This is a genomic window from Sagittula marina (assembly GCF_014196795.1).
Lineage (GTDB): Bacteria > Pseudomonadota > Alphaproteobacteria > Rhodobacterales > Rhodobacteraceae > Sagittula > Sagittula marina.
Genome location: NZ_JACIEJ010000016.1, coordinates 1 through 22,432, shown reverse-complemented (window position 1 = coordinate 22,432; position 22,432 = coordinate 1). Strand labels below are relative to the sequence as shown.

The following is a 22,432-nucleotide window of genomic DNA, read 5'->3' as shown; positions in this document are numbered from 1 at the left end:
ATGTCAATGTCCGACCCGATGTCAGACCGCTCTGCCCGTATCGCCAATTCGGTGATGCTGTTCATTGCCGGGATGCTGGTGATTACGCCGACGTTTTGGATGGTGCTGTCATCATTCAAGCAGTCCTTCGAAGTGACCGCTTATCCGCCGAAGCTGTTCTTCACACCAACGCTTGAGAACTACGTCACGCTCTCGGAACGCACGCCGTTCCTGCACTATGCCTTCAATAGCATGGTGGTCACCGTTGGCTCGACTTTGCTGGGCCTGATCCTCGGAACCCCTGCCGCCTTTGTGGCGTCCTGGACGCGCATCACCTGGCCCGCCATCGTCACATTGGTAGCACGCATGGCGCCGGGCACGCTTTTCCTGCTGCCGTGGTACCTGATGTTCCGTCAGGTAGACATGATCGGCACTTACGGCGCGCTGATATTGACCCACGGGGTCATTACCATGCCGATTGTGATCTGGGTGCTCCTGCCCTTCTTCGACAACATTCCGCGCTCGATCTACGAGGCGGCTCAGGTCGACGGCTGTGCTCCAGCGCGGGTCTTCTGGAAGATAGCTCTACCTTTGGTGTCCTCCGGCCTTGTTGTCTCCACCATCCTCGCGTTCGTGTTCTCTTGGAATTACTTCCTGTTCAGCCTCGTGCTGTCGAACTCGGATACCAAAACCTTGATCGCGGCCTCTTTCAACTTCATCGGCGAAGGGTCGACCAACTGGGGCGGGCTGATGGCCGCAGCCACCATGATCGCCCTGCCTCCTCTCGTGCTGGCAACCATCGTGCAGCGCTGGCTGATCTCCGGCCTGACGCTGGGCGCAGTGAAAGGCTGAACCATGAACACAATTATGATCAACGACCTCCCATCAACAATGCGCTTCGCCGAATTCAAGGGCGATAACGTGATTGAAATCGGCACCAGAGAGCGGCCGACCAAAGCCTCCGGCGAGGTAATTCTGCGCGTCACTCGCACAGCGCTGTGTGGGTCGGATCTCAAGCTATGGCACAAAGGTGCACAGCATGTGGCAGGCCACGAGATCTGTGGAGTGGTACGCCAACCCGGGCACCCCCTCGAAGGCCAGCACTGCGCCGTCTACATCCCCGAGCATTGCGGCACCTGCGAAACCTGCGCGGCGGGCAACACCCAGATGTGTACGGAAGTGTCCTCGCTGGTCGGATGGAATCGCGATGGCGGCTATGCCGAATGGGTGCGCGTGCCCGAAAACTGCCTGTTGCCGGTGCCCGACGACATCCCTGTGGACCTTGCGCCGCTGCTGCTGGACACGATCGGAACCTCTGCGCACGCGGTGCGCGAGGCGAAGCGTCACCTCGCCACCGACACGCCGAAGATCCTCATCACCGGGGCTGGCCCTGTGGGGCTCGGCGTGCTGCTAGCGTTAAAGGCGATGGGGTTTTCGGGCGTACATGTTTCTGACCCGAATGCCGCGCGCTTGGACCTGGCGCAAGAGTTCGGCGCCACGCCACATTTCGTCGGCAGCCGAGAAAAGCGTTTCGACCTGATCGTCGAATGCTCCGGGGCGCACCCGGCGCGCGACATCGCCATAGATCTTATCTTGCCCAAGGGCGTGATAGTACTCGTCGGCGAAAATGCCGCGCCCTGGACGATCCACGAAGGTCCGGTATTCCGCCGCAAGGACTTCATTCTTTTGCGCACCTTCTATTTTCCAAAAGGCGATTTCGAACCCAATGTCGCGCTCCTGCGCGCCAATCTCGATGCCTACGCACGACTCGTGGACGACCGTTTCGGTCTCGATGCCCTGCCAGAGAAATTCGCCCAATTCGCACGCGGTGGTCTGATCAAGCCGGTGCTTGTGCTCGACGAGGAGGACCGCTAATGGCATCCATCACCCTGAAAAAACTGTCAAAAGCCTACGGCGCACTGACCGTTATCCCGGACTTGTCACTGGAAATTCGCGACACCGAGTTCGTCGTGCTGGTGGGGCCCTCTGGCTGCGGGAAGTCCACGCTTCTTCGCGTTCTGGCCGGACTAGAACCGATTTCCGGCGGAGAGCTATATATCGGCAATGACCTGGTAAATGACGTGCAGCCGTCGAAACGCGATATCGCCATGGTCTTTCAGGACTATGCACTCTACCCGCACATGACGGTGCGGCAGAACATGTCCTTCGCGCTGGAAATGCGCAACGTGCCGAAGGCAGAAATCACGGAGCAGGTGGACCGCGCAGCGGCGCTGCTCGACATTACCAAGTTTCTCGAACGGCGGCCCAAAGCGCTGTCCGGCGGCCAGCGCCAACGCGTCGCCATGGGGCGGGCCATCGTGCGCAACCCACGCGTCTTTCTCTTCGACGAGCCGCTGTCAAACCTTGATGCAAAGCTGCGCGCGCAGGTCAGGGCCGAGATAAAGGCGCTTTCGGATCAGCTGAAGACAACTATGGTCTTTGTGACACACGACCAGGTGGAGGCCATGACAATGGCCGACCGTATCGTGGTGCTGAAGGATGGCGTGATCCAGCAGGTCGGCACGCCGGAGGAAGTCTACAACCAGCCCGTTAACGAGTTTGTCGGCGGCTTCATAGGCTCGCCCGCGATGAACATCTTCGACGCGAGGGTGGAGGGAGGGAAGCTGCTACTGACTGACGGCACAATATTGGACGCACCGAAAAGTCTGCGCGAAGGCCAATCCGTCCGTCTTGGCATCCGGCCAGAACACTTCGTACCGGATCTATCGGGAGTAAGCGTGCCGGTCAAACTGACGGAGCCGCTGGGGTCCGAAACATTGGTACACTTCGACCTCGCAGGGACGGAGGCGATCGCATCTGTGCCGCCCGACACACCCGCCCGCGCCCATGGAAGGCTATCGCTTCGTGTTGCCATGAACAAGGCGCATCTCTTCGATCCTGAAACCGGCGCCAGCCTGCGCCAAAAAACACTGGAGGCCGTATGACCGCGCTTTCCCTCAAAGACCCGACGCTTTTCACCGATGCCTGCCGCGTGGCGGATCGTTGGATTTCGGAAACGGACGGCATCGCCGTGACCAACCCAGCCACTGATGAGACCGTGGCCATCGTGCCGTCGCTGCCGGTGGAAACCATCCGCGACGCCGTGGATGCCGCGAAGGCCGCCATGCCCGCATGGGCCGCACGCCCCGCAAAGGAACGCGCAGCCATCCTGCGTCGCTGGTACGAGCTGATCGTGGAAAATGCCGATGACCTCGCGCAGATCCTGACTGCCGAACAGGGCAAGCCGCTGGCCGAGTCGAAGGGTGAGATCGTTGCCAACGCCGCCTACCTCGAATGGTTCGCGGAGGAGGCCAAGCGCGTCTATGGCGACGTGATACCCGCACCGTCGCAAGACCGCCGTGTGCTAGTGCTGAAGCAGCCAATCGGGGTCTGTGTGGCGATCACGCCGTGGAATTTCCCCAATGGCATGATCACCCGAAAGGCTGGCCCGGCACTTGCTGCGGGCTGCCCGATCATTGTCAAACCCGCTTCGCAAACACCACTTTCTGCGCTCTCCCTTGCGGTGCTGGCGGAACGCGCCGGGGTACCGGAGGGCATCTTCCAGGTGGTCACCGGCAAGGCAGCAATGATCGGCACGGAATTCTGCACGAACCCTGACGTGGCCAAGATCAGCTTCACAGGCTCGACCGAAGTGGGACGTTGGCTGCTGCGCGAGGCGGCAAATGATGTGAAGCGACTTTCACTGGAGCTGGGCGGCAATGCGCCGTTTATTGTTTTCGAGGACGCCGATCTGGACGAAGCGGTGCAGGGCGCGATGATCGCAAAATTCCGCAATTCCGGCCAGACCTGCGTCTGTGCCAACCGCATCTACGTCCACGAAAGCCTGGCGGAAACCTTTGCAGAAAAGCTCGGCGAGGCGGCATCAGCGCTGAAAGTTGGTCCAGGAACGGAGACAGGAACGGATCAAGGCCCCTTGATTGACATGGCCGCGGTGGAGAAGATGGAAAGCCACATTTCTGACGCGCTGGAAAAGGGCGCTCGGCTTGTGTCGGGCGGCAAGCGTCATGCTCTGGGGGGCACATATTTCGAGCCGACCGTTCTTTTCGGTGCCTCGCAGAAGATGCGGTTGGCGCATGAGGAGACCTTTGCCCCGCTAGCCCCTGTCGTTTCCTTCAGGACAGACGAAGAGGCCATTTCCATGGCTAACGACACTGAGTTTGGACTGGCCGCCTATTTTTATACCAACGACCTGCGCCGCATGTTTCGCGTAGGCGAAGCGCTGGAAAGCGGCATCGTTGGGGTGAACACGGGTCTGATCGCCAACGAGGCCGCGCCCTTCGGTGGGTTCAAGCAGTCAGGCCTTGGCCGCGAAGGCTCGAAATACGGGATCGAGGAATATCTGGAGATCAAGTACCTCTGCGTGGCCGGTCTATGATCCCGGGCTTCCCAGAAACACTGCGCCCACGCGTGGTCTGCGTCGGCATGACAGCGCTGGATCACATCTGGCAGGTGGAGTCTCTTCCAGAGCGCGGCAAGACACGGGCCGAAGGGTTCGCCTCGCGGGGGGGCGGCATGGCGGCCACCGCGGCCGTGGCCGTGGCGCGCCTTGGCGGACAGGCTGTGTTCCTCGGTCGTGCCGGAGCGGACGAAGCCGGTCATGCCATGCGTCGCGAATTGTTCAGCGAAGACGTGGATGTCACCGACATGAAGCTGGTCCCGGGCGCGCAATCGTCAGTATCCTGCGTGCTGGTCGATGCAGCGGGCGAGCGGCAGATCGTCAACTTCCGCGGCGCCAACCTGCCAGATGATCCGTCGTGGTTGCCAGCAGCGCGGATCGCCGAAGCAGACGTGGTGCTGGCCGATCCACGCTGGCCGGATGGGGCCGCGAAGGCTTTCGAGATCGCCCGATCTTCAGGTGTCCCGACGGTACTGGACGCCGAGGTGTCCGACGCGGAAATCTTTGACAGGCTTCTGCCTCTGACCGATCACGCCATCTTTTCCGAAAGCTCGCTGCTCGATTACGCGGGCGGTGACCTCGACCGCATCGGGGCAACTTGCTCGCTGGCCGCCGTGACGCGTGGCGCCGACGGGGTCGACTGGATTTCCGCCGGTACAAAGTGCCACCGCTCCGCCATGAAGGTCGCAGTCGTGGACACCAACGGCGCGGGCGACGTGTTCCACGGCGCCTATGCGCTTGCCTTGGGCGCCGGTCTGGAGATCCGCGACGCGATGGGCTTCGCCGCCGCAGCCGCAGCCCTGAAATGCACCAAACCCGGCGGACGCAGCGGCATACCGGCGCGCGACGAAACACTAATGACATGGAGACAGAACGCATGACCACCTACGGCAAACAGAGGGGCCTGACACGGCTCGCGGACGAGAACGGGCTTTTCACCATGGTGGCTCTCGACCAGCGCCCACCGCTTTTCGCGGCCATAGCAGAAGCGCGCAACGTATCGCCGGAGGAGGTGAGCTTTGAGGAAGTAAAGACAGCAAAGCGCCTGCTAGTGCAGGCTTTGGGCAAGGAAGCGTCTTCCATGCTGCTGGACCCGAACTTTGCCATCCCGGCCGCTATGGATATCCTACCGTCGAGCACCGGTATGATCGTAACGCTCGAAGAGCATCGGTTCGTTGACACATCGACTGGGCGACTGAGTCGGTCGATCGAAAACTGGAGCGTCGAGAAGATACGGCGCATTGGCGGCGACGCGGTGAAAGTCCTCGCTTGGTATCGACCCGACGCCAGTCCGGAGGTCATCGCGCACCAGCAGGACTACGTGCGCACCGTCGGCGCCGAATGTCGCCGCCATGACCTGCCTTACGTGCTGGAGTTGCTCGTTTACCCGTTCCCGGATTCCGCCAATCACACCACTGACTACGTCGAATCCCCCGACAAGCGGGCGGAATTGGTGATCGAAAGCGTGCGCGAATTTGCCAAACCTGAATACGGTGTCGACCTGTTTAAATTGGAGACCCCCCTGCCCGCCGCCAGCCTGCCCCCGCTTGACGGCAGCCCCGCGCACCGCGAGGCCACGCAGGCTTTCGACGAACTCGGCCGCATCTGCGCAGAGGCAGGCGCGCCTTGGGTCATGTTGTCGGGCGGGTCCGCGCCGGAACACTTCGGTCGCGTGCTTGAGTATTCGTATGCCGCAGGCGCGAAGGGGTTCCTGGCCGGACGGACGATCTGGCTTGATTCGATTGTCTGTGGTTTTCCGGACGTCGAAGCGGTGCTGGCGCATCTGGAACGCGACGGCCTGCAACGCCTGCGAACGCTGAAGGCTTTGACCTCCGAGAAGGTAACGCCTTGGACGCCTGCGCTTGACGCGTCGGGCATCACACGTGAAGGTGCGTTTTCAGCAGCTTACGCATAATCACGGGGCGCGGCGGAGCGGCCCGCCGCCGTGCCCTTTGCACACGCTCAGACTATATTTGCCGATAACCGTAAAGACTGTTTGACAGAAAAATCGTAGCGCTATTATTTTGACTAAGGGAGGGCAGCACAGCGTGTTGCCAATGCTTCAGTGGGAGGAGAGACCATGAGGAAGACAACTACATTTGCAGTGATCTGTGCCGCGTTCGGCGTGGCAGGAACAGCGCAGGCTCAGACGCTGGAACTGGTGGTTCCATTCGGTGCGGGCGGCGGAACCGATACCGTGGCACGTGTTTTCGAGCCGGGCTTTGCAGCCAAGCTTGACCGTACCGTTGTTATTCGGAACACTGCTGGCGCCTCCGGCACCATCGGCGCCGCCTCTGTGGCCCAAGCGGCTGCGGACGGTAACACGCTAGGCTACCTGCCCATCGGCCCACTCGCGATCCAGCCTTCGCTGCGGGACACCTCCTACGGCCTCGACAGCTTCGACTACATCTGTCAGACCACCTCGACACCGGTGTTCCTGTTGAACAAAAGTGGTTCTGCCAATGCAGATCTCGCCGCTTGGGTCGCGCAGGGCACCGAAGACCGCGTGGTTTACGGCTCGTCCGGGCCAGGGACGATCCCGCACCTGGCCATGGCAGCGTTTACGACGGAGGCCGGGATAAATTCGGTTCACCTGCCCTTTGATGGCACCGGCATGGCCATGAATGCCATGGCGGGTGGCGAAATCGATCTGTTTGTCGATACCGCGACGGTGATGGAGTCCAACGATGTGACCGCGCTTGCCGTCTTCTCTCCCGAGCGGCTCGAGGCCTACCCTGACATCCCGACCATGCAGGAGCTGGGCTACGACCTCGACTTTTCCGTCTGGCAGGGTGTGGTGGCACCGAAGGGACTCGACGAGGAACAAAGGTCCGCTTTGTCTGACGCTTGCGCGGCGGCGATTGAAGCCGAAGCCTTCGTCGAGCTTGCAAAAAAGACCAACACCGGCTTGATGTACCGCAACGCGGAGGACTTCGAAGCTTTCGTCAGCCGTAACGCCGAGATGAATGCGCAGATCCTGCGCGATGCTGGACTGACCCAGTAAGCCCGGGCGGGAGGACATGGCAGTGGCACAAAATTCGGACAGGATCCTTTGTCTCGGACTGGTAACGCTGGCCATGGCCGCGTTCGGTTGGTCCTTTATAGGTGGAGGCGGCATCAATGCCGCCTCCACCGACCAGCCGATGCGTCTACCGCGCATTTTGCTTGGCCTCTGGGCTCTGCTTGGCGTGGGCTGCGCCTTACGGCCTGCCCGCTCGGATGACACGAGCGACGGGCGCGCGCAGCACCTCGGTCGGACAACCGCGCTGATCGGGATGCTTTTTCTGGTCGCCGTATCACTTCCAACCCTTGGATATCTCGTTCCGGTGACGGGTGGTGTCGCGGTCCTTCTGTGGCTGCTGGAGGAACGTCGCCCGCTGCCTTTCGCGGTGTCGCTGGCTGTTCTGGGACCCGGTCTCTGGGCACTGTTCCATCACGGACTGGGCCTGCGCCTGCCCCTTATGATGTCTGGAGGAGTTTTCTAAAATGTCCACAATCCTGCTGGATGTCTTTAACGTCTGGACGCTGGGCGCGCTGCTGCTGGGCACCACGCTCGGCATAATAATCGGTGCGTTGCCGGGCCTCGGCTCTGTCGTGGGGCTGTCGATCTGCCTGCCCTTTACCTTTGGGATGGACACTGTGCCCAGCCTGACGCTTCTTCTGGGCGTGTATTGCGGCTCGGTCTACGGTGGCTCGATATCTGCCATCCTGGTCAATTCTCCCGGCACGCCTCAGGCAGCCGCCACCACACTTGATGGGTATCCAATGGCACAGCGCGGCGAAGGCGGGCTGGCGCTGGGATGGGCCACGGTAGCTTCTGTGCTGGGCGGCCTGATTTCCTGCGGGGTGCTGATCCTAGCCGCGCCGCAACTGTCGCGCTTTGCCACCAGCTTCGGCTCGGTGGAGGTCTTTGCCCTGATCGTTTTGGCGCTGACCTGCATTGCTGCCGTATCGCACGGCAACACAGCCAAGGGGCTGCTGATGGGACTCATCGGGCTGATGCTCGCTCTGGTTGGGACTGACCCAGTGACTGGCGCAGCGCGCTTCACGTTCGGCACGCCGTTCCTTTCGGCGGGCTTCGATCTGATTGCCGTCGTAATCGGCCTCTTTGCACTATCCGAAGCATTTTGGCGGGTCGCGACCGGGAACGCGGAATCGGCAGAGGTGTCAGGCGTGCGCATGACTTTGCCCAGATTGTCGGCTTGGAAGGGGCGTATTGGCACCCTGATCCGCAGTTCGGGGATCGGTTGCCTCGTCGGGGCGCTGCCCGGGACCGGCGCAGCCACCGCCTCGTTCATCAGCTATGCCGTGGCCAGGCAAGTCTCGCCACGGGGCGACGGCTTCGGCAGGGGTGAGCCGGAGGGCATCGTTGCCGCGGAAGCGTCTAACAACGCGGTCACCGGCAGCGCCATGATTCCAACGCTGGCGCTCGGCATTCCCGGAGATGTAGTGACTGCGATCCTGCTCAGTGCACTCGTGGTGCACGGTATCACGCCTGGGGTTCGGCTGATGACGGAACATCTCGACGTCGTGAATGCCATCTTCGTCGTGTTAATTCTCATTAATTTGGTGATGATGGTCGTTGCCTTCCCGCTGGTGCGCCTGTTCGGGCGGCTCTTGATGATACCCCAGCACCTCGTGACAGCCGGTATTGTCGTCTTTGGCATCCTCGGTGCCGCCACAGTGCGCGGCAACCCTCTGGACGTGCTGGTTGCGGTCGGTTTCGGAGCGGCTGGATTGGTTTTCCGGCTGACCGGCTTCCCGCTGGCGCCGCTGGTCATCGGTCTCGTGCTTGGCCCGCAATTCGAACAGACGCTCCGGCGTGGTCTGCTGTTGAACGACGGCAACTTTCTCTCCTTCTTTACCGATGGTCCATTGGCAGCGGTCCTGTTTCTCGTTGCGGCTCTTGCGTTGGCTGCACCAGTGATCGGCGCGCTTCGGAAGCCACGTCTTCAGGACAGCGAAACGAAGTAGTCCATCTCTTCAGTCAGCAGGTGGCAGGTGCGTAGCTCGACCACCCGATCGAGCACGTCCACCGCCTCGCGCCGCATCCGCATCATTGGCGTTCCAGGCGCAACTTTCAGCGCCTCGGCCACATCCGGCGGTGCGCCGACCGCACGAAGCCTTTCGTCCGCGCGCACGATAATGATCGAATAGGCGCGCTGGTAAAGCACATAGAGAGCGTTTGTCAGCGGCACCCGATCAATGATCCCGGGATAAAGCGCGGGCGGCAGACAGGAGAGCTCATGTGTCGCCCGTCGTCCGCCAACGGAGCGCACACGATGGATCTGAATGATCTCCTTTGGACGCCCATACAATGTCGCCGTTTCATCTTCGGTGGCGGGCCGGCGCGTCACCGTCTCTGACACCAGCTGCGGCACGTTCAGCGTTCCGTCCCGGCTGCGCAGCCGGAAGAAGTTGAAAAGCGATGTCTCGGGCGTGCGCAAAGTAACAAAAGTCCCGCGCCCCTGCGCGCGCTGTACGAGACCCCGTTTCTCTAACTCGATCAGAGCTTTGCGTGCCGTTCCCTGGCTCACCCCCAGATCGCTCCCAAGCTGTGTCTCGCTCGGCAGCAGCGCACCCGAAGGCAGCTCACCGGAGGCGATTCGGGAAATGATAGTATCGATCACGGTCTGATACAGCGGTGTCCCCATGAACCATCCTCCTGAGATTACGCAGTAAATAGCACCGCATGAGCGCCTTAAGCAAGTTCTGTATAATATGTCTTGTATAAGACTTAATGTACATGTTACGCGTTTGTTAATGAAACGTGGGTCAACGAGGAGGACCAACCGTGGGAAAACCACATCTGCTGAAACACGATCACGCCGATAATGTCGGCGTCGTGGTGGTCGAAGGGCTTACGGCGGGCACTGAAATGCTCTGCGTCGTTACCGCCGACAATTCCGATTTCACCGTGACGGCGAAGGCTGACATCCCGATCGGTCACAAGGTCGCGCTAACCGACATGAAGGAAGGCGATACCGTCACGAAATATGGCGAAGACATCGGCCGCATGGTCGGCGCCGCTGCGGTGGGCGAACATGTCCACGTCCACAACTGCAAAACGAAACGGTGGTGAACCATGGCATTTGATTTCAAGAACATGACCGTGAATGCGTGGCGCCGCGAGAACGGCCGCGTGGGCGTGCGCAACCATGTGGTAATCCTACCGGTCGACGACATCTCGAACGCCGCCTGTGAAGCGGTGGCCAACAACGTGAAAGGCTCGCTGGCAATTCCACACGCCTACGGTCGTCTCCAGTTCGGCGAAGACCTCGACCTGCACTTCCGAACCATGATCGGCACCGGCGCGAACCCGAATGTCGCCGCCGTGGTGGTCATCGGAATCGAACCTGAATGGACGCAAATCATCGTCGACGGCATCGCGAAAACAGGCAAGCCCGTCACAGGTTTCTCCATCGAGCAGAAGGGCGATTTCGAGACGATCCGCCAGGCCAGCTGGAAAGCCAAGGAATATGTCCAATGGGCGACGGAGCTACAGAAGGAAGAATGCCCTGTCTCTGACTTGTGGATTTCCACCAAGTGCGGCGAAAGCGATACCACAACCGGCCTTTCATCCTGCCCCACTGTCGGCAACATGTACGACAAGCTGCTGCCCGAAGGCATCTACGGCTGCTTTGGCGAGACCTCCGAGATCACAGGCGCAGAGCACATCTGCGAAAAGCGCGCGGCAACCCCGGAAGCGGGCGAGGCTTTCAAGAAGATTTTCCAAGCCTATCAAGACGACGTGATCGAAGCCTTCAAGACCTCCGATCTTTCAGACAGCCAGCCGACCAAGGGCAACATCCTCGGCGGACTGACCACGATTGAGGAGAAGGCACTCGGCAACCTCGAAAAGATCGGTCGCACCTCCTCCTACATCGACGCGATGGGTCCTGCTGTTGCACCTGAAAAGGGGCCGGGCCTGTATTTCATGGACACGTCTTCGGCTGCGGCGGAATGCGTCACGCTGATGGCGGCGGCGGGCTATGTCATCCACACGTTCCCCACCGGGCAAGGCAACGTGGTCGGCAACCCCATCGTTCCGGTCATCAAGATCTCCGGCAACCCACGTACCCTGCGCACCATGTCCGAACACATCGACGTGGACGTGACCGGCGTTTTGACACGTGAGCAGACCATCGAAGAGGCAGGTGACTCGCTGATCGAGATGATCATGCGCACGGCCAACGGCCGCAACACCGCCGCCGAGGCCCTGGGGCACCGCGAGTTCTCCCTGACCAAGCTCTACCGGTCCGCATGATGCGGGTCGTCATAACGGAGTTCATGGACGAAGATGCCCTCGCCGGATTTGGCGAGGGGGTCGACGTGATCTACGATCCGACGCTGGTGGACAACCGGGAGGCGCTCTTTGCGGCGCTTCCCGGCACACACGGGCTGATCGTCCGCAACCGCACTCAGGTCGACCGCGCCCTGCTTGACGCCGCGCCTGATCTGCGCGTCGTGGGCCGCCTTGGCGTAGGGCTCGACAATATCGATATGCCCGCCTGTCTTGCACGCGACGTAGCGGTACGACCCGCCACCGGGGCCAATACACTTTCTGTCGCGGAATATGTCATCACCACCGCATTGTCGCTGCTGCGCGGCGCCTATGGATCGAATGCCGCGATGATCGCTGGCGACTGGCCCCGCAACGCATTGATCGGCGGTGAGGCCTCTGGGCACGTGATGGGCCTTGTTGGCTACGGCGGCATCGCGCGCGCCGTCGCAGAGCGGGCCCGCGCCCTCGGCATGACCATCGCCGCCTACGACCCTTTCCTGCCTGCCCAAGATCCGGCATGGAAGGACGCGCAGCGCTGCACGCTTGACGAATTGCTGGGCCGCGCCGATGTCGTTTCGCTGCATGTACCGCTGACGGACGAAACACGTAACCTCATCGACCAAAAAGCTCTCAGCGGCATGAAAGCGCGAGCTGTCGTCATCAACACCGCGCGCGGCGGAGTGATAGACGAGGCCGCGCTGGCCAATGCGCTAAAGGCCGGGCAGCTGGGTGGCGCTGCGCTCGACGTGTTTGCAACTGAGCCGCTGACCGCAGAAGCTGGCGCGGTGTTTGACGGCGTGCCCAACCTGATCCTGACCCCTCACATTGCTGGCGTCACACAGGAGGCCAACGTGCGTGTGAGCGGCATAACGGTCAAAAACGTCAAAGAGGCGTTGATACATGCCGCAGTCTGACATGACGCTATCACGCGGCGAGGCCGAGACAAAGATTGCCGCCGTGCTCGAAGCAGCCGGGACCTCGAGGCGCAATGCCGCAAGCGTGGCGCGTGCGCTGGTCGCGGCTGAGATCGACGGGCAGGCAGGCCACGGCTTTTCGCGCGTTGCCTCCTATGCCGCACAGGTGGCCAGCGGCAAAGTCATCGGCGCCGCCTGCCCCGTGGCGACACGCAAAGGCGCTCGTGTGGACATCGACACACGCAGCGGCTTTGCCTTTCCAGCGATCGATCTGGCGATCTCCGAACTGGTTGATATGACGCCGGAGTATGGCGTGGCCATGGCGGCCATCCGCCGCTCACACCATTGCGGACAGCTCGGCGCGCATGTGGAGCGGCTGGCCGACAAGGGGTTTGCCGCGCTCATGGTCGCCAACACGCCGCAGGCGATGGCGCCATGGGGCGGGTCGCGTGCACTTTTCGGGACGAACCCTATCGCTTTCGCTGCGCCTCGCGGGGATGATCCACCACTGGTGATCGACCTCTCATTGTCCAAAGTGGCACGGGGCAAGGTCATGGCGGCCTCGAAGGCGGGCAAACCGATCCCCGAGGGATGGGCTCTGGATGCCGACGGTCAGCCTACCACGGACGCCGACGCGGCGTTGAAGGGTACCATGGTGCCCGCGGGCGACGCTAAAGGTGCGGCGCTTGCCTTGGTGGTGGAAATCCTCGCAGCTCTGGTGACGGGTGCCAACCGCTCGGACGAGGCGTCGTCCTTTTTCGACGCTGATGGCCCGCCGCCCGGTGTCGGCCAAATGATCCTGGCCTTTGACGTATCCCGCTCGCCCGGATTCGCCGAGAGACTGGACGGGTTGCTCGAGGCAATCCTCGAGCAACCAGGCACACGCCTGCCGGGTGCGAAACGGTTGATGGGACGTATGGAGGAACGCGTCACCATTCCCGGGCACCTCATACAGGACCTCAATCTGACTGGGCCCAACGAGGCCTGAATCAAAGCAAGAAGCCCGGGTCCGGACAGACACCGGGACAGCTAAAAGACCGCCCCTGCCCATTTCCGGGCAAGGGCATTTTCAAGGGAGGAACTACCATGAAGAAATACATGTTTGCCGCAGCTGCGGGCCTTGTTGCCCTTACGTCTGGCTTCTCAGCCTTCGCGCAGGAGTTCCCGCCGGGACAGGTCGAGTACATCATCCCTTTCGGGCCGGGCGGCGAATCCGACATCACCGCACGCTTGCAGCAGCCCTTCTTCGAAAAACTCTACGACGAACAACTGGTCGTCAGCTACAAACCCGGAGGCGGCGGAGCCGTTGGCTGGTCGCAACTCAATTCAATGGCTGACGATGGTTCGGTAATAATGGGCGTAAACCTGCCCCATATCATCGTTCAGCCAAAGCAGGGTAATGTCGGCTACGACACCGATGACATCACCAACGTTTACATGTTTCACTACACGCCCGATGCCATCGTTGTACGCGCTGACAGTCCTTACGAGACACTCGATGACCTGATCGCCGAAGCAAAGGCCAACCCGAAGAAAGTCACCTTCTCCGGCTCGGGAAAGGGCACGGCGAACCATCTCGTCGCGATCAAGTTCGACACGCTGGCAGAGACCACGACGACCTACGTGGCCTTCAAGGGCACCGGCGCGGCGGTCACCGCCATGCTTGGTGGACAGGTCGCAGCGGAGTGGGGCTATACCACAGTGGCCGCGGGACAGGGAGATCAGGTGCGTATGTTGGCTGTGGCTATGGAAGAGCGTCACCCCACCTTCCCCGATGTGCCGACATTCAAGGAACTGGGGTATGATATCGTATCCGGCGCGTATCGTGGCATCGCCGTGCCGAAGGACGCCTCCGAGCAAACGCGCCGCGCGGTGTCCGATGCCATCGCCTCCATAAACGCCGATCCTGAGTTCCAGCAGAAGATGATCGACGGAGGCTTTGCTCTGATCGACGTGCCCTACGGCGAGGAGATGGATGCCTGGATGGCAGCCCGCGCGCAGGAGTACATTCCCGCCGCCCGCGCCGCAGGTGTCATCGACTAAAAGTCGCGGACAGCGTGGGGTGACGCATCCGCCGCCCCGCCCTTCGCATGACCCCGACCGGGCCGTTTCGCGGCCTGCTCTGCTTCTGAATGATGGGAACCGGAGAATGCTCGATTACTTCCTTGCGGCCCTGACACCGCTCAATTTTCTGCTGGCGCTGGCTGGCGTTGCGGCCGGGACCATCATCGGGTCTGTGCCTGGTCTGACCGCAACCATGGCAGTCGCTGTTCTGGTGCCGATCACCTTTGGCATGCCGCCGGAAAGCGCGCTGATCCTGCTGGGCGCAATTTACACCGGCGCGATTTATGGTGGGGCCTATGCTGCCATTCTGCTCAATACGCCCGGCACGCCCTCGGCCATCGGCACGACGTTTGATGGCTATCCGATGGCGAAACGCGGCGATGGTGATCTTGCCGTCACCATCGCCTGTCTCTCGTCGCTGGTTGGCGGCCTTATTGGCGCCTTCGCGCTGCTTCTTCTGGCGCCGCCGCTGGCTACCGCAGCGCTCGCATTTGGTCCGGGCGAATACTTCTGGATGGCGATATTCGGCTTGTCGTTGATTGCCGCACTCTCGACACGTGACTTCCTAAAGGGGCTGATCGGGGCCTGCTTCGGCATCCTCGTTGCGATGATCGGTATATCCGAAACATCCGGTGAGGTGCGCTTCACCTTCGGCTCGAACACTTTGCTCGGCGGGATCGAGACGGTCTCCGCCCTGATCGGCCTTTACTGCGTGCCTGTGCTGATCGAACTTGCCGCCAGATCCGAAAGGCACCTCGACGCGCCAGAGCAGACCCGCGGCTTCCGTCTGCCCGAAGCGTTTGCCACCTTGATGCGCCAGAAGGTCAACGTCCTGCGCAGTTCGCTGATCGGCACACTTGTGGGTGCTCTGCCTGGCGCGGGCGGGTCCATCGCCGGGCTGGTCGCCTATTCCGAGGCGCGCCGCTCTGACCGCAGCGAGCCAGCCTACGGCACAGGCAATCCTGGCGGCATCGTCGCCACCGAGAGCGCCAACAACGCTACCGTCGGCGGTGGCTTCATCCCGACACTGGTTCTTGGCATCCCGGGCACGCCGCCCGATGCGGTGATCCTCGGCGCGCTTATGGTGCAAGGGGTCAGGACGGGACCCACGCTTTTCAACGACGGTTCGAGCATCGTATATACCTTCATCTTTGGCCTGTTCCTTGCCACGATTCTGATGTTGCCCACAGGCCTCATTATCGGGCGATTTGCCTACAGCTCCATCGTGAAGGCGCCCAAAGCGGGGCTGGTGCCCGTGGTGGCCTTCATGACGATCATTGGCAGCTTTGCCATCCGCAACAGCCTGTCAGACGTAGGCATCATGTTGGTGCTCGGCGTGATCGGCTGGTTGGCGAACCGGCGCGGCTTTTCTGTCTCACCCATCGTTTTGGGTTTGATTCTGGGTCGGATCGCCGAAGAGGGTTTTGTCCAGAGCTGGACCATTGGCGATGCCATGGGGTCTATCCCTGGACAGTTCTTCGGGCGGCCACTGTCGATGGTGATCATCGCGCTCACAGCGCTTAGTTTCATCTACCCGTTCCTGCCCGACATCAAGCGCATGTTTCGCAGGGGAGGCGAGGAAGCCATGCCCGAAAAGGCCAATGCCAAAGACCGCGCAAGCACCGCCGCGATTCTGCGCGATCTAGCGGCCGTCGGTGTCATGGCTGCTGTTGCGCTGGTGGCTCTGTGGCAGTGTACGCTGCTCAATCCAGAGGCCGCCGTCTTCCCGCAGACAATTGCCATTGGGATGCTCGTGCTCTGCGCTTTCGCGGCGCTGGAAACCTTGCTGACAAGGCGCGTTGTCGAGGACCGCTCTTCAGGCTCCACACCACGCCGCATCGCGGTCCCGGTGGCCATGGCGGTCGGCGTCGCACTGGCGCCGGTTCTGGGCTTTGCCCTTGCCGGTATCGTCATGGCGCTAGGCCTTTTTCTGGCTGCTGAGCATGACAAGCGCACGGCACGGGGCTGGCTGATACTTGCCGCCAGCGTTGCTGCAGTGATTTTGATCTTCACCCTGGGCTTCCGCGAAGCGTTGTCCGTCCCACTGCCACGCGGAATGATCTTCTGAGACCTGTCCGGAGAAAGACATGACTACACTTACCAACACGATGCCCCGAGTAAGGGGCATCTTCCAGCGCGCCGAAACCGTTTGGCCGGGTCTGCTTGTCTGCGGGCTTGCCGCGCTGGCGGCACAGTTCCTTTCCGACCATTACGGCGCACCAGCGATGTTGATGGCGCTGCTGATCGGCCTGTCGCTGCACTTTCTTGTCGACGACGGCGAGCGCTGCGCGCCGGGCATCGGTCTTGCGGCCAAGACCGTGCTGCGCCTCGGCGTGGCCCTGCTAGGCGCACGGATCTCGTTCGAGGTCTTCGCCCAACTCGGCTGGCAGGTGGTGGGGCTGGTTGTTGGCGGCCTGCTGGCAACCATGGCTTTCGGATGGGCGGCAGCCCGGTCGCTTGGGCGTGGCTGGCGGTTGGCGATCCTCACCGCCGGATCGGTCTCGATCTGCGGTGCCTCCGCCGCCATGGCCATTGCCGCCGTCCTGCCGCGCAACGATCTATCGGAGCGCAATCTGTCGTTCACCGTCTTCGGCGTGACGCTGCTGTCGACCGTGGCCATGGTCGTCTACCCGATCCTGTCGAACGTCCTTGGGCTAACAGACCTGCAATCCGGCGTCTTTCTCGGGGGAACGATCCACGATGTGGCGCAGGTGGTCGGCGCAGGCTTCTCCGTATCCGAACCGGTGGGAGAGACTGCAACCACCGTCAAGCTGATCCGCGTGTCGATGCTGGCCCCCTTCGTGCTAATCTTGACACTGGTCCTGCGCCGCACTGGCATGGCGGAGCCGGTGGACGGCAAGCGCCCTCCCATCCTGCCGGGCTTTGTGATGGCCTTCCTGGGCTTGGCGCTTGTCAACTCTCTGGGGGCGGTCCCAACCGCAATTCAGGGCTTGCTGTGGGCGCTGTCGAAATGGGCGATGCTGACTGCCATTGCAGCCGTGGGCATGAAGACGGACCTCAAGCGCATTCTGGCGGTGCCGCCACAATCGGTCGCGCTAATCTTCGTGGAAACGGTGTTCATCGCGGGCTTTGTGCTCGCAGGAGTGATGGTGCTGGTCTAGGCCAGCACCTCCCGGCGGTGTGTGATGCACTTTGCCACCGCTTCGGGCAGCTGGCTTACGCCAAGGCCCGGCCCCGGCCCGAGCCGCCAATGGCCGTCCTCAATACTGTCGCGGACCGTGCCAAACGCATCGCGAAGCGGGTTCGGGTTCACGTCAACTTCCAGCAGACCCGGCCCCCCCACGGTAGCCAGCAACTCGGCGGAGGCCCGCAGACCGATCCCGGCCCCAAGGAAATGCGGGCAGTAGGTCGCCCCAGCCGACAGCGCAGCACGGCCAACGGCGAGACAGCCGCTAAACCCGCCCCATTTCGCAATGTCAGGCTGCACGAAAGAGAGCACCCCCTCCCCCAGCCTCGCAGAAAAATCAGCAAACCCGGCGATATTTTCTCCCCCCGCCAAGGGCACACGGCCGGCCAAACGGTGCCAGTCGGAAGCGGGCATGTCGGCGCGGATCGGTTCTTCCATCCACATCAGCGGCAGGTCCGCCACAGCATCAAGAAAGGTCTTCGCCTTCTCGGTGTCCCACCCCTGATTGGCGTCGAGCGCAAGCTGTTCGCCGCTGTTTAGCCCATCCATCAGTGCGCGAACTCGCGCAGCCTCATCCGGGCTGAAACCGACCTTGACCTTGAACGCACGGAAACCTGTGTCCCGCGCCTCAGGGATCACCCGGTCTGCCGCGTCGATGTGGATACCGCTGGCATAAGCGGGCACTCGGATCACTGGAGAGGCTCCCAGCATCACGTGCACCGCAACGGCCTCTCGCCGCGCGCGCATGTCCCACAGTGCCTGATCTATACCGGCCACAACTTGCCTGAAGGGGCCGAACTCACCGCATTGCAGGGCGCGAATGTAGAGCTGGTCTTCGAGCTTCTGGAACAGGGCGGCGGGGTCGTCCGCCGCCTGCCCCAGAACGAGCGGCGCCACATCATCCGCCAGCAAATTGACGCGATGCTCCGCCCCGGCGGCTGGCCAGTTGGCAAAGACCTCGCCCCAGCCAAATGCGCCGTCATCGTCCTCCACCCGAACGAAGACCGCCGGGCGGTTGCGCATGATCCCGAAAGACGTGGCAACCGGCTCGGCGATTGGGCTCCGGCAGGCCCAGGCCTCGATACGCGCAATGCAGGCCATCAGTAGGCTGACTGCCCGGCGGGCGCAGGTTTCGCCACATCACTCCCCAGAGCGCTCAACACCTCCCGCGCACGCCCCGTCATCAAGGCCATGTCAGAGCCAATGGCAGCGAATGAATAGCCCATGTCGATGAAATTACGCACCATTTCCGGTGTCGGGCCGACGATGCCAACTGGCAAACCGACCTCGCGCGCTTGCCGCGCCGCGTCGGCCAGCATCTTCTGAACTTCCGGGTGGCCGATCTGTCCGATATAGCCCATGGCCGCCGCCATGTCGCCTGGGCCCACAAAAACCCCGTCCAGCCCTTCAACTTTAGCAATTTCCGGCAAGGCTGCCAGCGCCTCGGGCGTTTCGAGTTGTATGATCACGCAGGTCTCGTCATTCGCGCGCTTGAGATAATCCGTGGCCGCGCCGTAGCCAGACGACCGATGCACCGCGGCCACCCCCCGTGTGCCCACAGGCGGATATTTCGCCGCCGAGACGGCCGCTCGCGCCTCTTCCGCCGTCTGCACGAAGGGCAACATGATCGACTGCGCGCCTGCATCCAGCACCCGCTTGATCATGACCGGATCGTTCCACGGCAGACGCACCAGCGCCCGTGCCGGGGTCACGGCAATGGCGCGCAGCAGGTCGGCCGTTTCGGTGATTCCCACCGGCACGTGCTCCATGTCGAGCACCAGAAAGTCGAAGCCAAGCCGCCCCAGCGCCTCCGCTGTCGACGGTGCGCCTGTCATGAGCCATGTGCCCAGCGGCACGTTCTGTCCGGCCTTCAGCCGTGCCTTGAACGGATTGGAAATATCCATGTTTCGGGTTCCTTGTCAGATGTGTGGATCAATAAATTGGCGGTTCCGGCACCACATCGGTGCCTTCCAAAAAGTCGAAATCGCAGCCATCAGGCGCTTGGCTCACGTGCTTTTGGTAGAGCGCGGTGAAGCTGCGGCGGTAGGGCGATACCGGTGGCACCCAGGCCGCACGGCGGGTGGCCAGGTCGTCCTCTGACACCTCCATGTCCAGCCGCCCCTCCTCCGCGTCTAGCACGACCATGTCGCCGGTGCGCAGAAGTGCAAGTGGTCCGCCGACCGCCGCTTCGGGCGCAACATGCAGAATGCAGGTGCCGTAGTGGGTACCGCTCATCCGTCCGTCACAAATCCGCACCATGTCAGTCACGCCCTGCTTTAGAAGCTTCGTCGGGATCGGCAGATTGCCCCATTCCGGCATCCCCGGTCCGCCAACCGGCCCTGCCCCGCGCAGGACCAGCACGGTGTCGGCACTCACATCCAGGTTCGGATCGTTGATCCGCGCGGCCATGTCGGCAGGCCCGTCAAAGACCAGCGCCGGGCCGCGATGTTTGGGGAGTTCCGCAGCCGACGTCTTCATCACCGCTCCGTCCGGCGCGAGGTTGCCCTTCAGCAGAACCAGCGTCCGGCCCTTGGACAGAGGCACCACCGGATTATCCATGCTGCGGATCACGTCTTCGTCGTAGCAGGCAACACCTTCAATTGCGGCTCCCAGCGTTCTGCCTTCGACCGTTTTCGCGTCGCGATCAATGAAGTCGCCCAATCGGTCAAGCAGTACCGGCAGACCGCCAGCGAACCAGAAATCCTCCATCAGATAGTTGCCCGAGGGAAACAGGTTCGCCAGCACTGGCACCTGCGCGGCCATGGAGTTCATGTCGGCCAAGGACAGGTCCAGGCCTGCCCGCCGCGCCATGGCGACGAGGTGGATAGCCGCGTTTGTCGATCCGCCGAGCGCCATGTAGACCGCCAGCCCGTTGCGCAAGCTCGCCTCCGACATGAAGTCCGAGGGTTTCAAATCCTCAAACACCATCTCCACGATCCGCGCACCACACCACGCCGCCAGACGCGGGTGAGCCGAATCTGCCGCCGGGACGCTCGATGCACCGGTCTTTGTCAGCCCCATGGCATCGACGATGGACGTCATGGTGGATGCCGTCCCCATCGTATTGCAGGTCCCGTGTGAGCGCGTCATGCGACTTTCGAGGTCGATCCAATCGTCTTTGTCGATCTCACCGGTCTGCAACTGAGTCCAATACTTCTTAGTGTGTGTGCCGGCACCGGTAACGTGCCCGCGCCAGCGACCAGAAGACATCGGCCCCGCCGGACAGAACAGCGTCGGCAGGTTCATAGACAATGCGCCCATCAGCAGGCCCGGCGTCGACTTGTCACAACCGCCCAGCAAAACGCAGCCGTCGACGGGGTGCGAGCGCAACAGCTCCTCGGCCTCCATAGCCAAAAAGTTGCGGTACAGCATGGTCGTGGGCTTCACCATGACTTCGCCAACGGACAGCGCAGGCAGTTCGATTGGGAAGCCGCCTGCCTGCCAAACGCCGCGCTTCACCGCCTCGGCACGGTCGCGCAGGTGGGCGTGGCAGGGACTGATGTCGCTCCAAGTGTTCAGAATGGCGATCACTGGCTTGCCGAGGAACTCCTCGCGCCGCATCCCCATCTGCTGAAGCCTCTGCCGATGCGCAAAGCCCCGGATGTCTTCCGATGCGAACCAGCGCTGGCTACGCAGGTCCTCGACCTTTCTGCGTGTCTGCACGTCTGCCATCCCATACCCTTTCCTGCCCTGTCGCGCTGCCTCCGCAGCGCGTTTTGCGGAGTTCACACCCATTTTCGTAGCGCTACGAAAAAAGATCGTCAACCGTAGACGAACATGCACAGCTACTGCGCACGGGTTACCGATATCGAGAAAACGGTAGGGAAGCTGGTTAAAGTTGCACGGCGAACGCCCCCGTGTCCCTTTGACACGGCATGATAGTTCCATCAAAATTGAACAGACCGACGATTGTTGAAGCTTCTTTGCGTGCCTTGGTCTGCGTAGGGTCAGGACTCATAGCCGGTAAATGACGAGCGCTGCCAGGGCGATTGCTGACAGGAAGACTTTCGGGCGTCTGTCATAGCGGGTCGCGACGCGGCGCCAATCCTTCAAGCTGCCGAACATGATCTCGATGCGATTGCGTCGTTTGCAGCGGCGCCTATCGTAGTTCACTGCCTTTTTACGTTTCCTCCGAGCCGAGATGCAGGGACGTATCCCTTTGTCTTTCAAAGCTTCTCTGAACCAATCAGCATCATAGCCTCTGTCGCCAATTAAGCAGTCGACCTTCGGCAGTCCTCTCAGCAATGCCCGTGCGCCGATGTAATCACTGACTTGACCCTCGGTCACGGACAGGTTCAGCGGTTGGCCTTGGCTGTCGAAGATGGCGTGCAACTTAGGCTGTGTTGACAAAAGGGATTCACAGGACGCGCTGACCGTGATTCCAGCTGGTATCTGCGATGGAGACCCGCTTGGCACGAGACTTGATGTCGGACGAGGAATGGGCGCTCTTTGAGCGTTTCATCCTGGCAGTCCGCGCCCCGAACGGACGCAAACCTACCAACCACCGCCTTGTTCTAGATGGGATTTTCCGGATTGCCCGCACCGGAGCGCCGTGGCGAGACCTGCCGGCAGAGTTCGGCAAGTGGTCCAGCGTCTGTCGGCAATTCCGGCGTTGGACGTTGGCA

21 protein-coding genes and 1 pseudogene are annotated in these 22,432 nt (G+C 61.8%); 17 read left to right on the top strand and 5 right to left on the bottom strand.

All coding sequences use genetic code 11. The features are described 5' to 3' along the window. From GGQ68_RS21730 to GGQ68_RS21690, 9 genes are all read left to right on the top strand, one after another. Nucleotides 1-831: a carbohydrate ABC transporter permease gene (locus GGQ68_RS21730; protein WP_246429497.1), complete on the top strand. Its 831-nt coding sequence runs from the start codon at nucleotides 1-3 to the stop codon at nucleotides 829-831. 3 nt (nucleotides 832-834) lie between these two features. Next, nucleotides 835-1,854 carry an alcohol dehydrogenase catalytic domain-containing protein gene (locus tag GGQ68_RS21725; RefSeq protein WP_221235683.1) on the top strand — a complete coding sequence of 340 codons (1,020 nt, stop codon included), beginning with the start codon at nucleotides 835-837 and terminating at the stop codon, nucleotides 1,852-1,854. Continuing rightward, entirely contained in the window at nucleotides 1,854-2,924 is a 1,071-nt protein-coding gene (locus GGQ68_RS21720) for an ABC transporter ATP-binding protein (protein WP_183969723.1), read from the top strand. The genes GGQ68_RS21725 and GGQ68_RS21720 overlap by 1 nt, the downstream gene beginning before the upstream one ends. Next, nucleotides 2,921-4,375 (top strand): NAD-dependent succinate-semialdehyde dehydrogenase, encoded by a 1,455-nt coding sequence (locus GGQ68_RS21715; RefSeq protein ID WP_183969721.1) that lies wholly within the window; start codon nucleotides 2,921-2,923, stop codon nucleotides 4,373-4,375. Before GGQ68_RS21720 ends, GGQ68_RS21715 begins: the two co-directional genes overlap by 4 nt. Beyond that, a complete protein-coding gene (locus GGQ68_RS21710) occupies nucleotides 4,372-5,277 on the top strand; it encodes a PfkB family carbohydrate kinase (RefSeq protein ID WP_183969719.1) in 906 nt (301 codons plus the stop codon). The genes GGQ68_RS21715 and GGQ68_RS21710 overlap by 4 nt, the downstream gene beginning before the upstream one ends. Then, nucleotides 5,274-6,311: a tagatose 1,6-diphosphate aldolase gene (locus GGQ68_RS21705; RefSeq protein ID WP_183969717.1), complete on the top strand. Its 1,038-nt coding sequence runs from the start codon at nucleotides 5,274-5,276 to the stop codon at nucleotides 6,309-6,311. The genes GGQ68_RS21710 and GGQ68_RS21705 overlap by 4 nt, the downstream gene beginning before the upstream one ends. A gap of 165 nt (nucleotides 6,312-6,476) precedes the next feature. Continuing rightward, nucleotides 6,477-7,400, top strand: a complete 924-nt coding sequence (locus GGQ68_RS21700) for a Bug family tripartite tricarboxylate transporter substrate binding protein (protein ID WP_183969715.1) — start codon at nucleotides 6,477-6,479, stop codon at nucleotides 7,398-7,400. 16 nt (nucleotides 7,401-7,416) lie between these two features. After that, nucleotides 7,417-7,881, top strand: a complete 465-nt coding sequence (locus GGQ68_RS21695; protein WP_183969713.1) for a tripartite tricarboxylate transporter TctB family protein — start codon at nucleotides 7,417-7,419, stop codon at nucleotides 7,879-7,881. Between the two features lies 1 nt (nucleotide 7,882). Further along, on the top strand, nucleotides 7,883-9,370 hold the full coding sequence (locus GGQ68_RS21690; protein ID WP_183969711.1) for a tripartite tricarboxylate transporter permease: 1,488 nt from the start codon (nucleotides 7,883-7,885) through the stop codon (nucleotides 9,368-9,370). Here the strand turns inward: GGQ68_RS21690 and GGQ68_RS21685 are convergent. After that, nucleotides 9,349-10,050 (bottom strand): GntR family transcriptional regulator, encoded by a 702-nt coding sequence (locus GGQ68_RS21685; protein WP_183969709.1) that lies wholly within the window; start codon nucleotides 10,048-10,050, stop codon nucleotides 9,349-9,351. The two genes, GGQ68_RS21690 and GGQ68_RS21685, sit on opposite strands and share 22 nt — an antisense overlap. A 140-nt stretch (nucleotides 10,051-10,190) precedes the next feature. Here GGQ68_RS21685 and GGQ68_RS21680 point away from each other — a divergent pair, with 140 nt between their 5' ends. From GGQ68_RS21680 to GGQ68_RS21650, 7 genes are all read left to right on the top strand, one after another. Beyond that, nucleotides 10,191-10,478, top strand: a complete 288-nt coding sequence (locus GGQ68_RS21680; protein WP_183969707.1) for a UxaA family hydrolase — start codon at nucleotides 10,191-10,193, stop codon at nucleotides 10,476-10,478. Between the two features lie 3 nt (nucleotides 10,479-10,481). After that, the gene (locus GGQ68_RS21675; protein WP_183969705.1) at nucleotides 10,482-11,663 is read left to right on the top strand and encodes a UxaA family hydrolase; all 1,182 of its coding nucleotides are present in this window, start codon (nucleotides 10,482-10,484) and stop codon (nucleotides 11,661-11,663) included. Further along, nucleotides 11,660-12,595: an NAD(P)-dependent oxidoreductase gene (locus GGQ68_RS21670; RefSeq protein ID WP_183969703.1), complete on the top strand. Its 936-nt coding sequence runs from the start codon at nucleotides 11,660-11,662 to the stop codon at nucleotides 12,593-12,595. Before GGQ68_RS21675 ends, GGQ68_RS21670 begins: the two co-directional genes overlap by 4 nt. Further along, on the top strand, nucleotides 12,582-13,583 hold the full coding sequence (locus GGQ68_RS21665) for an Ldh family oxidoreductase (RefSeq protein WP_221235682.1): 1,002 nt from the start codon (nucleotides 12,582-12,584) through the stop codon (nucleotides 13,581-13,583). The genes GGQ68_RS21670 and GGQ68_RS21665 overlap by 14 nt, the downstream gene beginning before the upstream one ends. A 98-nt stretch (nucleotides 13,584-13,681) precedes the next feature. Continuing rightward, nucleotides 13,682-14,638 carry a tripartite tricarboxylate transporter substrate binding protein gene (locus tag GGQ68_RS21660; protein ID WP_183969701.1) on the top strand — a complete coding sequence of 319 codons (957 nt, stop codon included), beginning with the start codon at nucleotides 13,682-13,684 and terminating at the stop codon, nucleotides 14,636-14,638. A gap of 106 nt (nucleotides 14,639-14,744) precedes the next feature. After that, on the top strand, nucleotides 14,745-16,727 hold the full coding sequence (locus GGQ68_RS21655) for a tripartite tricarboxylate transporter permease (RefSeq protein ID WP_183969699.1): 1,983 nt from the start codon (nucleotides 14,745-14,747) through the stop codon (nucleotides 16,725-16,727). A 19-nt stretch (nucleotides 16,728-16,746) separates the two neighbouring features. Next, nucleotides 16,747-17,781: a YeiH family protein gene (locus GGQ68_RS21650; protein WP_183969697.1), complete on the top strand. Its 1,035-nt coding sequence runs from the start codon at nucleotides 16,747-16,749 to the stop codon at nucleotides 17,779-17,781. Here the strand turns inward: GGQ68_RS21650 and GGQ68_RS21645 are convergent. The 4 genes and pseudogenes from GGQ68_RS21645 to GGQ68_RS21630 all read right to left on the bottom strand — a co-directional run. Further along, on the bottom strand, nucleotides 17,778-18,908 hold the full coding sequence (locus GGQ68_RS21645; RefSeq protein WP_183969695.1) for a mandelate racemase/muconate lactonizing enzyme family protein: 1,131 nt from the start codon (nucleotides 18,906-18,908) through the stop codon (nucleotides 17,778-17,780). The two genes, GGQ68_RS21650 and GGQ68_RS21645, sit on opposite strands and share 4 nt — an antisense overlap. Next, nucleotides 18,908-19,711 (bottom strand): HpcH/HpaI aldolase family protein, encoded by an 804-nt coding sequence (locus GGQ68_RS21640; protein WP_183969693.1) that lies wholly within the window; start codon nucleotides 19,709-19,711, stop codon nucleotides 18,908-18,910. Before GGQ68_RS21640 ends, GGQ68_RS21645 begins: the two co-directional genes overlap by 1 nt. A 28-nt stretch (nucleotides 19,712-19,739) precedes the next feature. After that, complete coding sequence (araD, locus tag GGQ68_RS21635) at nucleotides 19,740-21,479, bottom strand: L-arabinonate dehydratase (protein ID WP_183969691.1); 1,740 nt, start codon at nucleotides 21,477-21,479, stop codon at nucleotides 19,740-19,742. A gap of 282 nt (nucleotides 21,480-21,761) precedes the next feature. Then, nucleotides 21,762-22,142: pseudogene (locus tag GGQ68_RS21630) on the bottom strand (IS5 family transposase); the annotation flags it as partial. Nucleotides 22,143-22,204: 62 nt separating this feature from the next. Between GGQ68_RS21630 and GGQ68_RS21625 the strand changes: the two are divergent. Then, a partial coding sequence (locus GGQ68_RS21625) for a transposase (protein ID WP_183969689.1) occupies nucleotides 22,205-22,432 on the top strand: 228 nt, incomplete at its 3' end.

What these genes read in the sequence shown, in the direction of transcription:
- araD (WP_183969691.1), bottom strand. Translation starts at nt 21,479, where the DNA reads ATGGCAGACGTGCAGACACGCAGAAAGGTCGAGGACCTGCGTAGCCAG.
- GGQ68_RS21695 (WP_183969713.1), top strand. Translation starts at nt 7,417, where the DNA reads ATGGCAGTGGCACAAAATTCGGACAGGATCCTTTGTCTCGGACTGGTA.
- GGQ68_RS21650 (WP_183969697.1), top strand. Translation starts at nt 16,747, where the DNA reads ATGACTACACTTACCAACACGATGCCCCGAGTAAGGGGCATCTTCCAG.
- GGQ68_RS21670 (WP_183969703.1), top strand. Translation starts at nt 11,660, where the DNA reads ATGATGCGGGTCGTCATAACGGAGTTCATGGACGAAGATGCCCTCGCC.
- GGQ68_RS21675 (WP_183969705.1), top strand. Translation starts at nt 10,482, where the DNA reads ATGGCATTTGATTTCAAGAACATGACCGTGAATGCGTGGCGCCGCGAG.
- GGQ68_RS21705 (WP_183969717.1), top strand. Translation starts at nt 5,274, where the DNA reads ATGACCACCTACGGCAAACAGAGGGGCCTGACACGGCTCGCGGACGAG.
- GGQ68_RS21645 (WP_183969695.1), bottom strand. Translation starts at nt 18,908, where the DNA reads ATGGCCTGCATTGCGCGTATCGAGGCCTGGGCCTGCCGGAGCCCAATC.
- GGQ68_RS21725 (WP_221235683.1), top strand. Translation starts at nt 835, where the DNA reads ATGAACACAATTATGATCAACGACCTCCCATCAACAATGCGCTTCGCC.
- GGQ68_RS21660 (WP_183969701.1), top strand. Translation starts at nt 13,682, where the DNA reads ATGAAGAAATACATGTTTGCCGCAGCTGCGGGCCTTGTTGCCCTTACG.
- GGQ68_RS21700 (WP_183969715.1), top strand. Translation starts at nt 6,477, where the DNA reads ATGAGGAAGACAACTACATTTGCAGTGATCTGTGCCGCGTTCGGCGTG.
- GGQ68_RS21655 (WP_183969699.1), top strand. Translation starts at nt 14,745, where the DNA reads ATGCTCGATTACTTCCTTGCGGCCCTGACACCGCTCAATTTTCTGCTG.
- GGQ68_RS21720 (WP_183969723.1), top strand. Translation starts at nt 1,854, where the DNA reads ATGGCATCCATCACCCTGAAAAAACTGTCAAAAGCCTACGGCGCACTG.
- GGQ68_RS21730 (WP_246429497.1), top strand. Translation starts at nt 1, where the DNA reads ATGTCAATGTCCGACCCGATGTCAGACCGCTCTGCCCGTATCGCCAAT.
- GGQ68_RS21690 (WP_183969711.1), top strand. Translation starts at nt 7,883, where the DNA reads ATGTCCACAATCCTGCTGGATGTCTTTAACGTCTGGACGCTGGGCGCG.
- GGQ68_RS21665 (WP_221235682.1), top strand. Translation starts at nt 12,582, where the DNA reads ATGCCGCAGTCTGACATGACGCTATCACGCGGCGAGGCCGAGACAAAG.
- GGQ68_RS21640 (WP_183969693.1), bottom strand. Translation starts at nt 19,711, where the DNA reads ATGGATATTTCCAATCCGTTCAAGGCACGGCTGAAGGCCGGACAGAAC.
- GGQ68_RS21685 (WP_183969709.1), bottom strand. Translation starts at nt 10,050, where the DNA reads ATGGGGACACCGCTGTATCAGACCGTGATCGATACTATCATTTCCCGA.
- GGQ68_RS21710 (WP_183969719.1), top strand. Translation starts at nt 4,372, where the DNA reads ATGATCCCGGGCTTCCCAGAAACACTGCGCCCACGCGTGGTCTGCGTC.
- GGQ68_RS21715 (WP_183969721.1), top strand. Translation starts at nt 2,921, where the DNA reads ATGACCGCGCTTTCCCTCAAAGACCCGACGCTTTTCACCGATGCCTGC.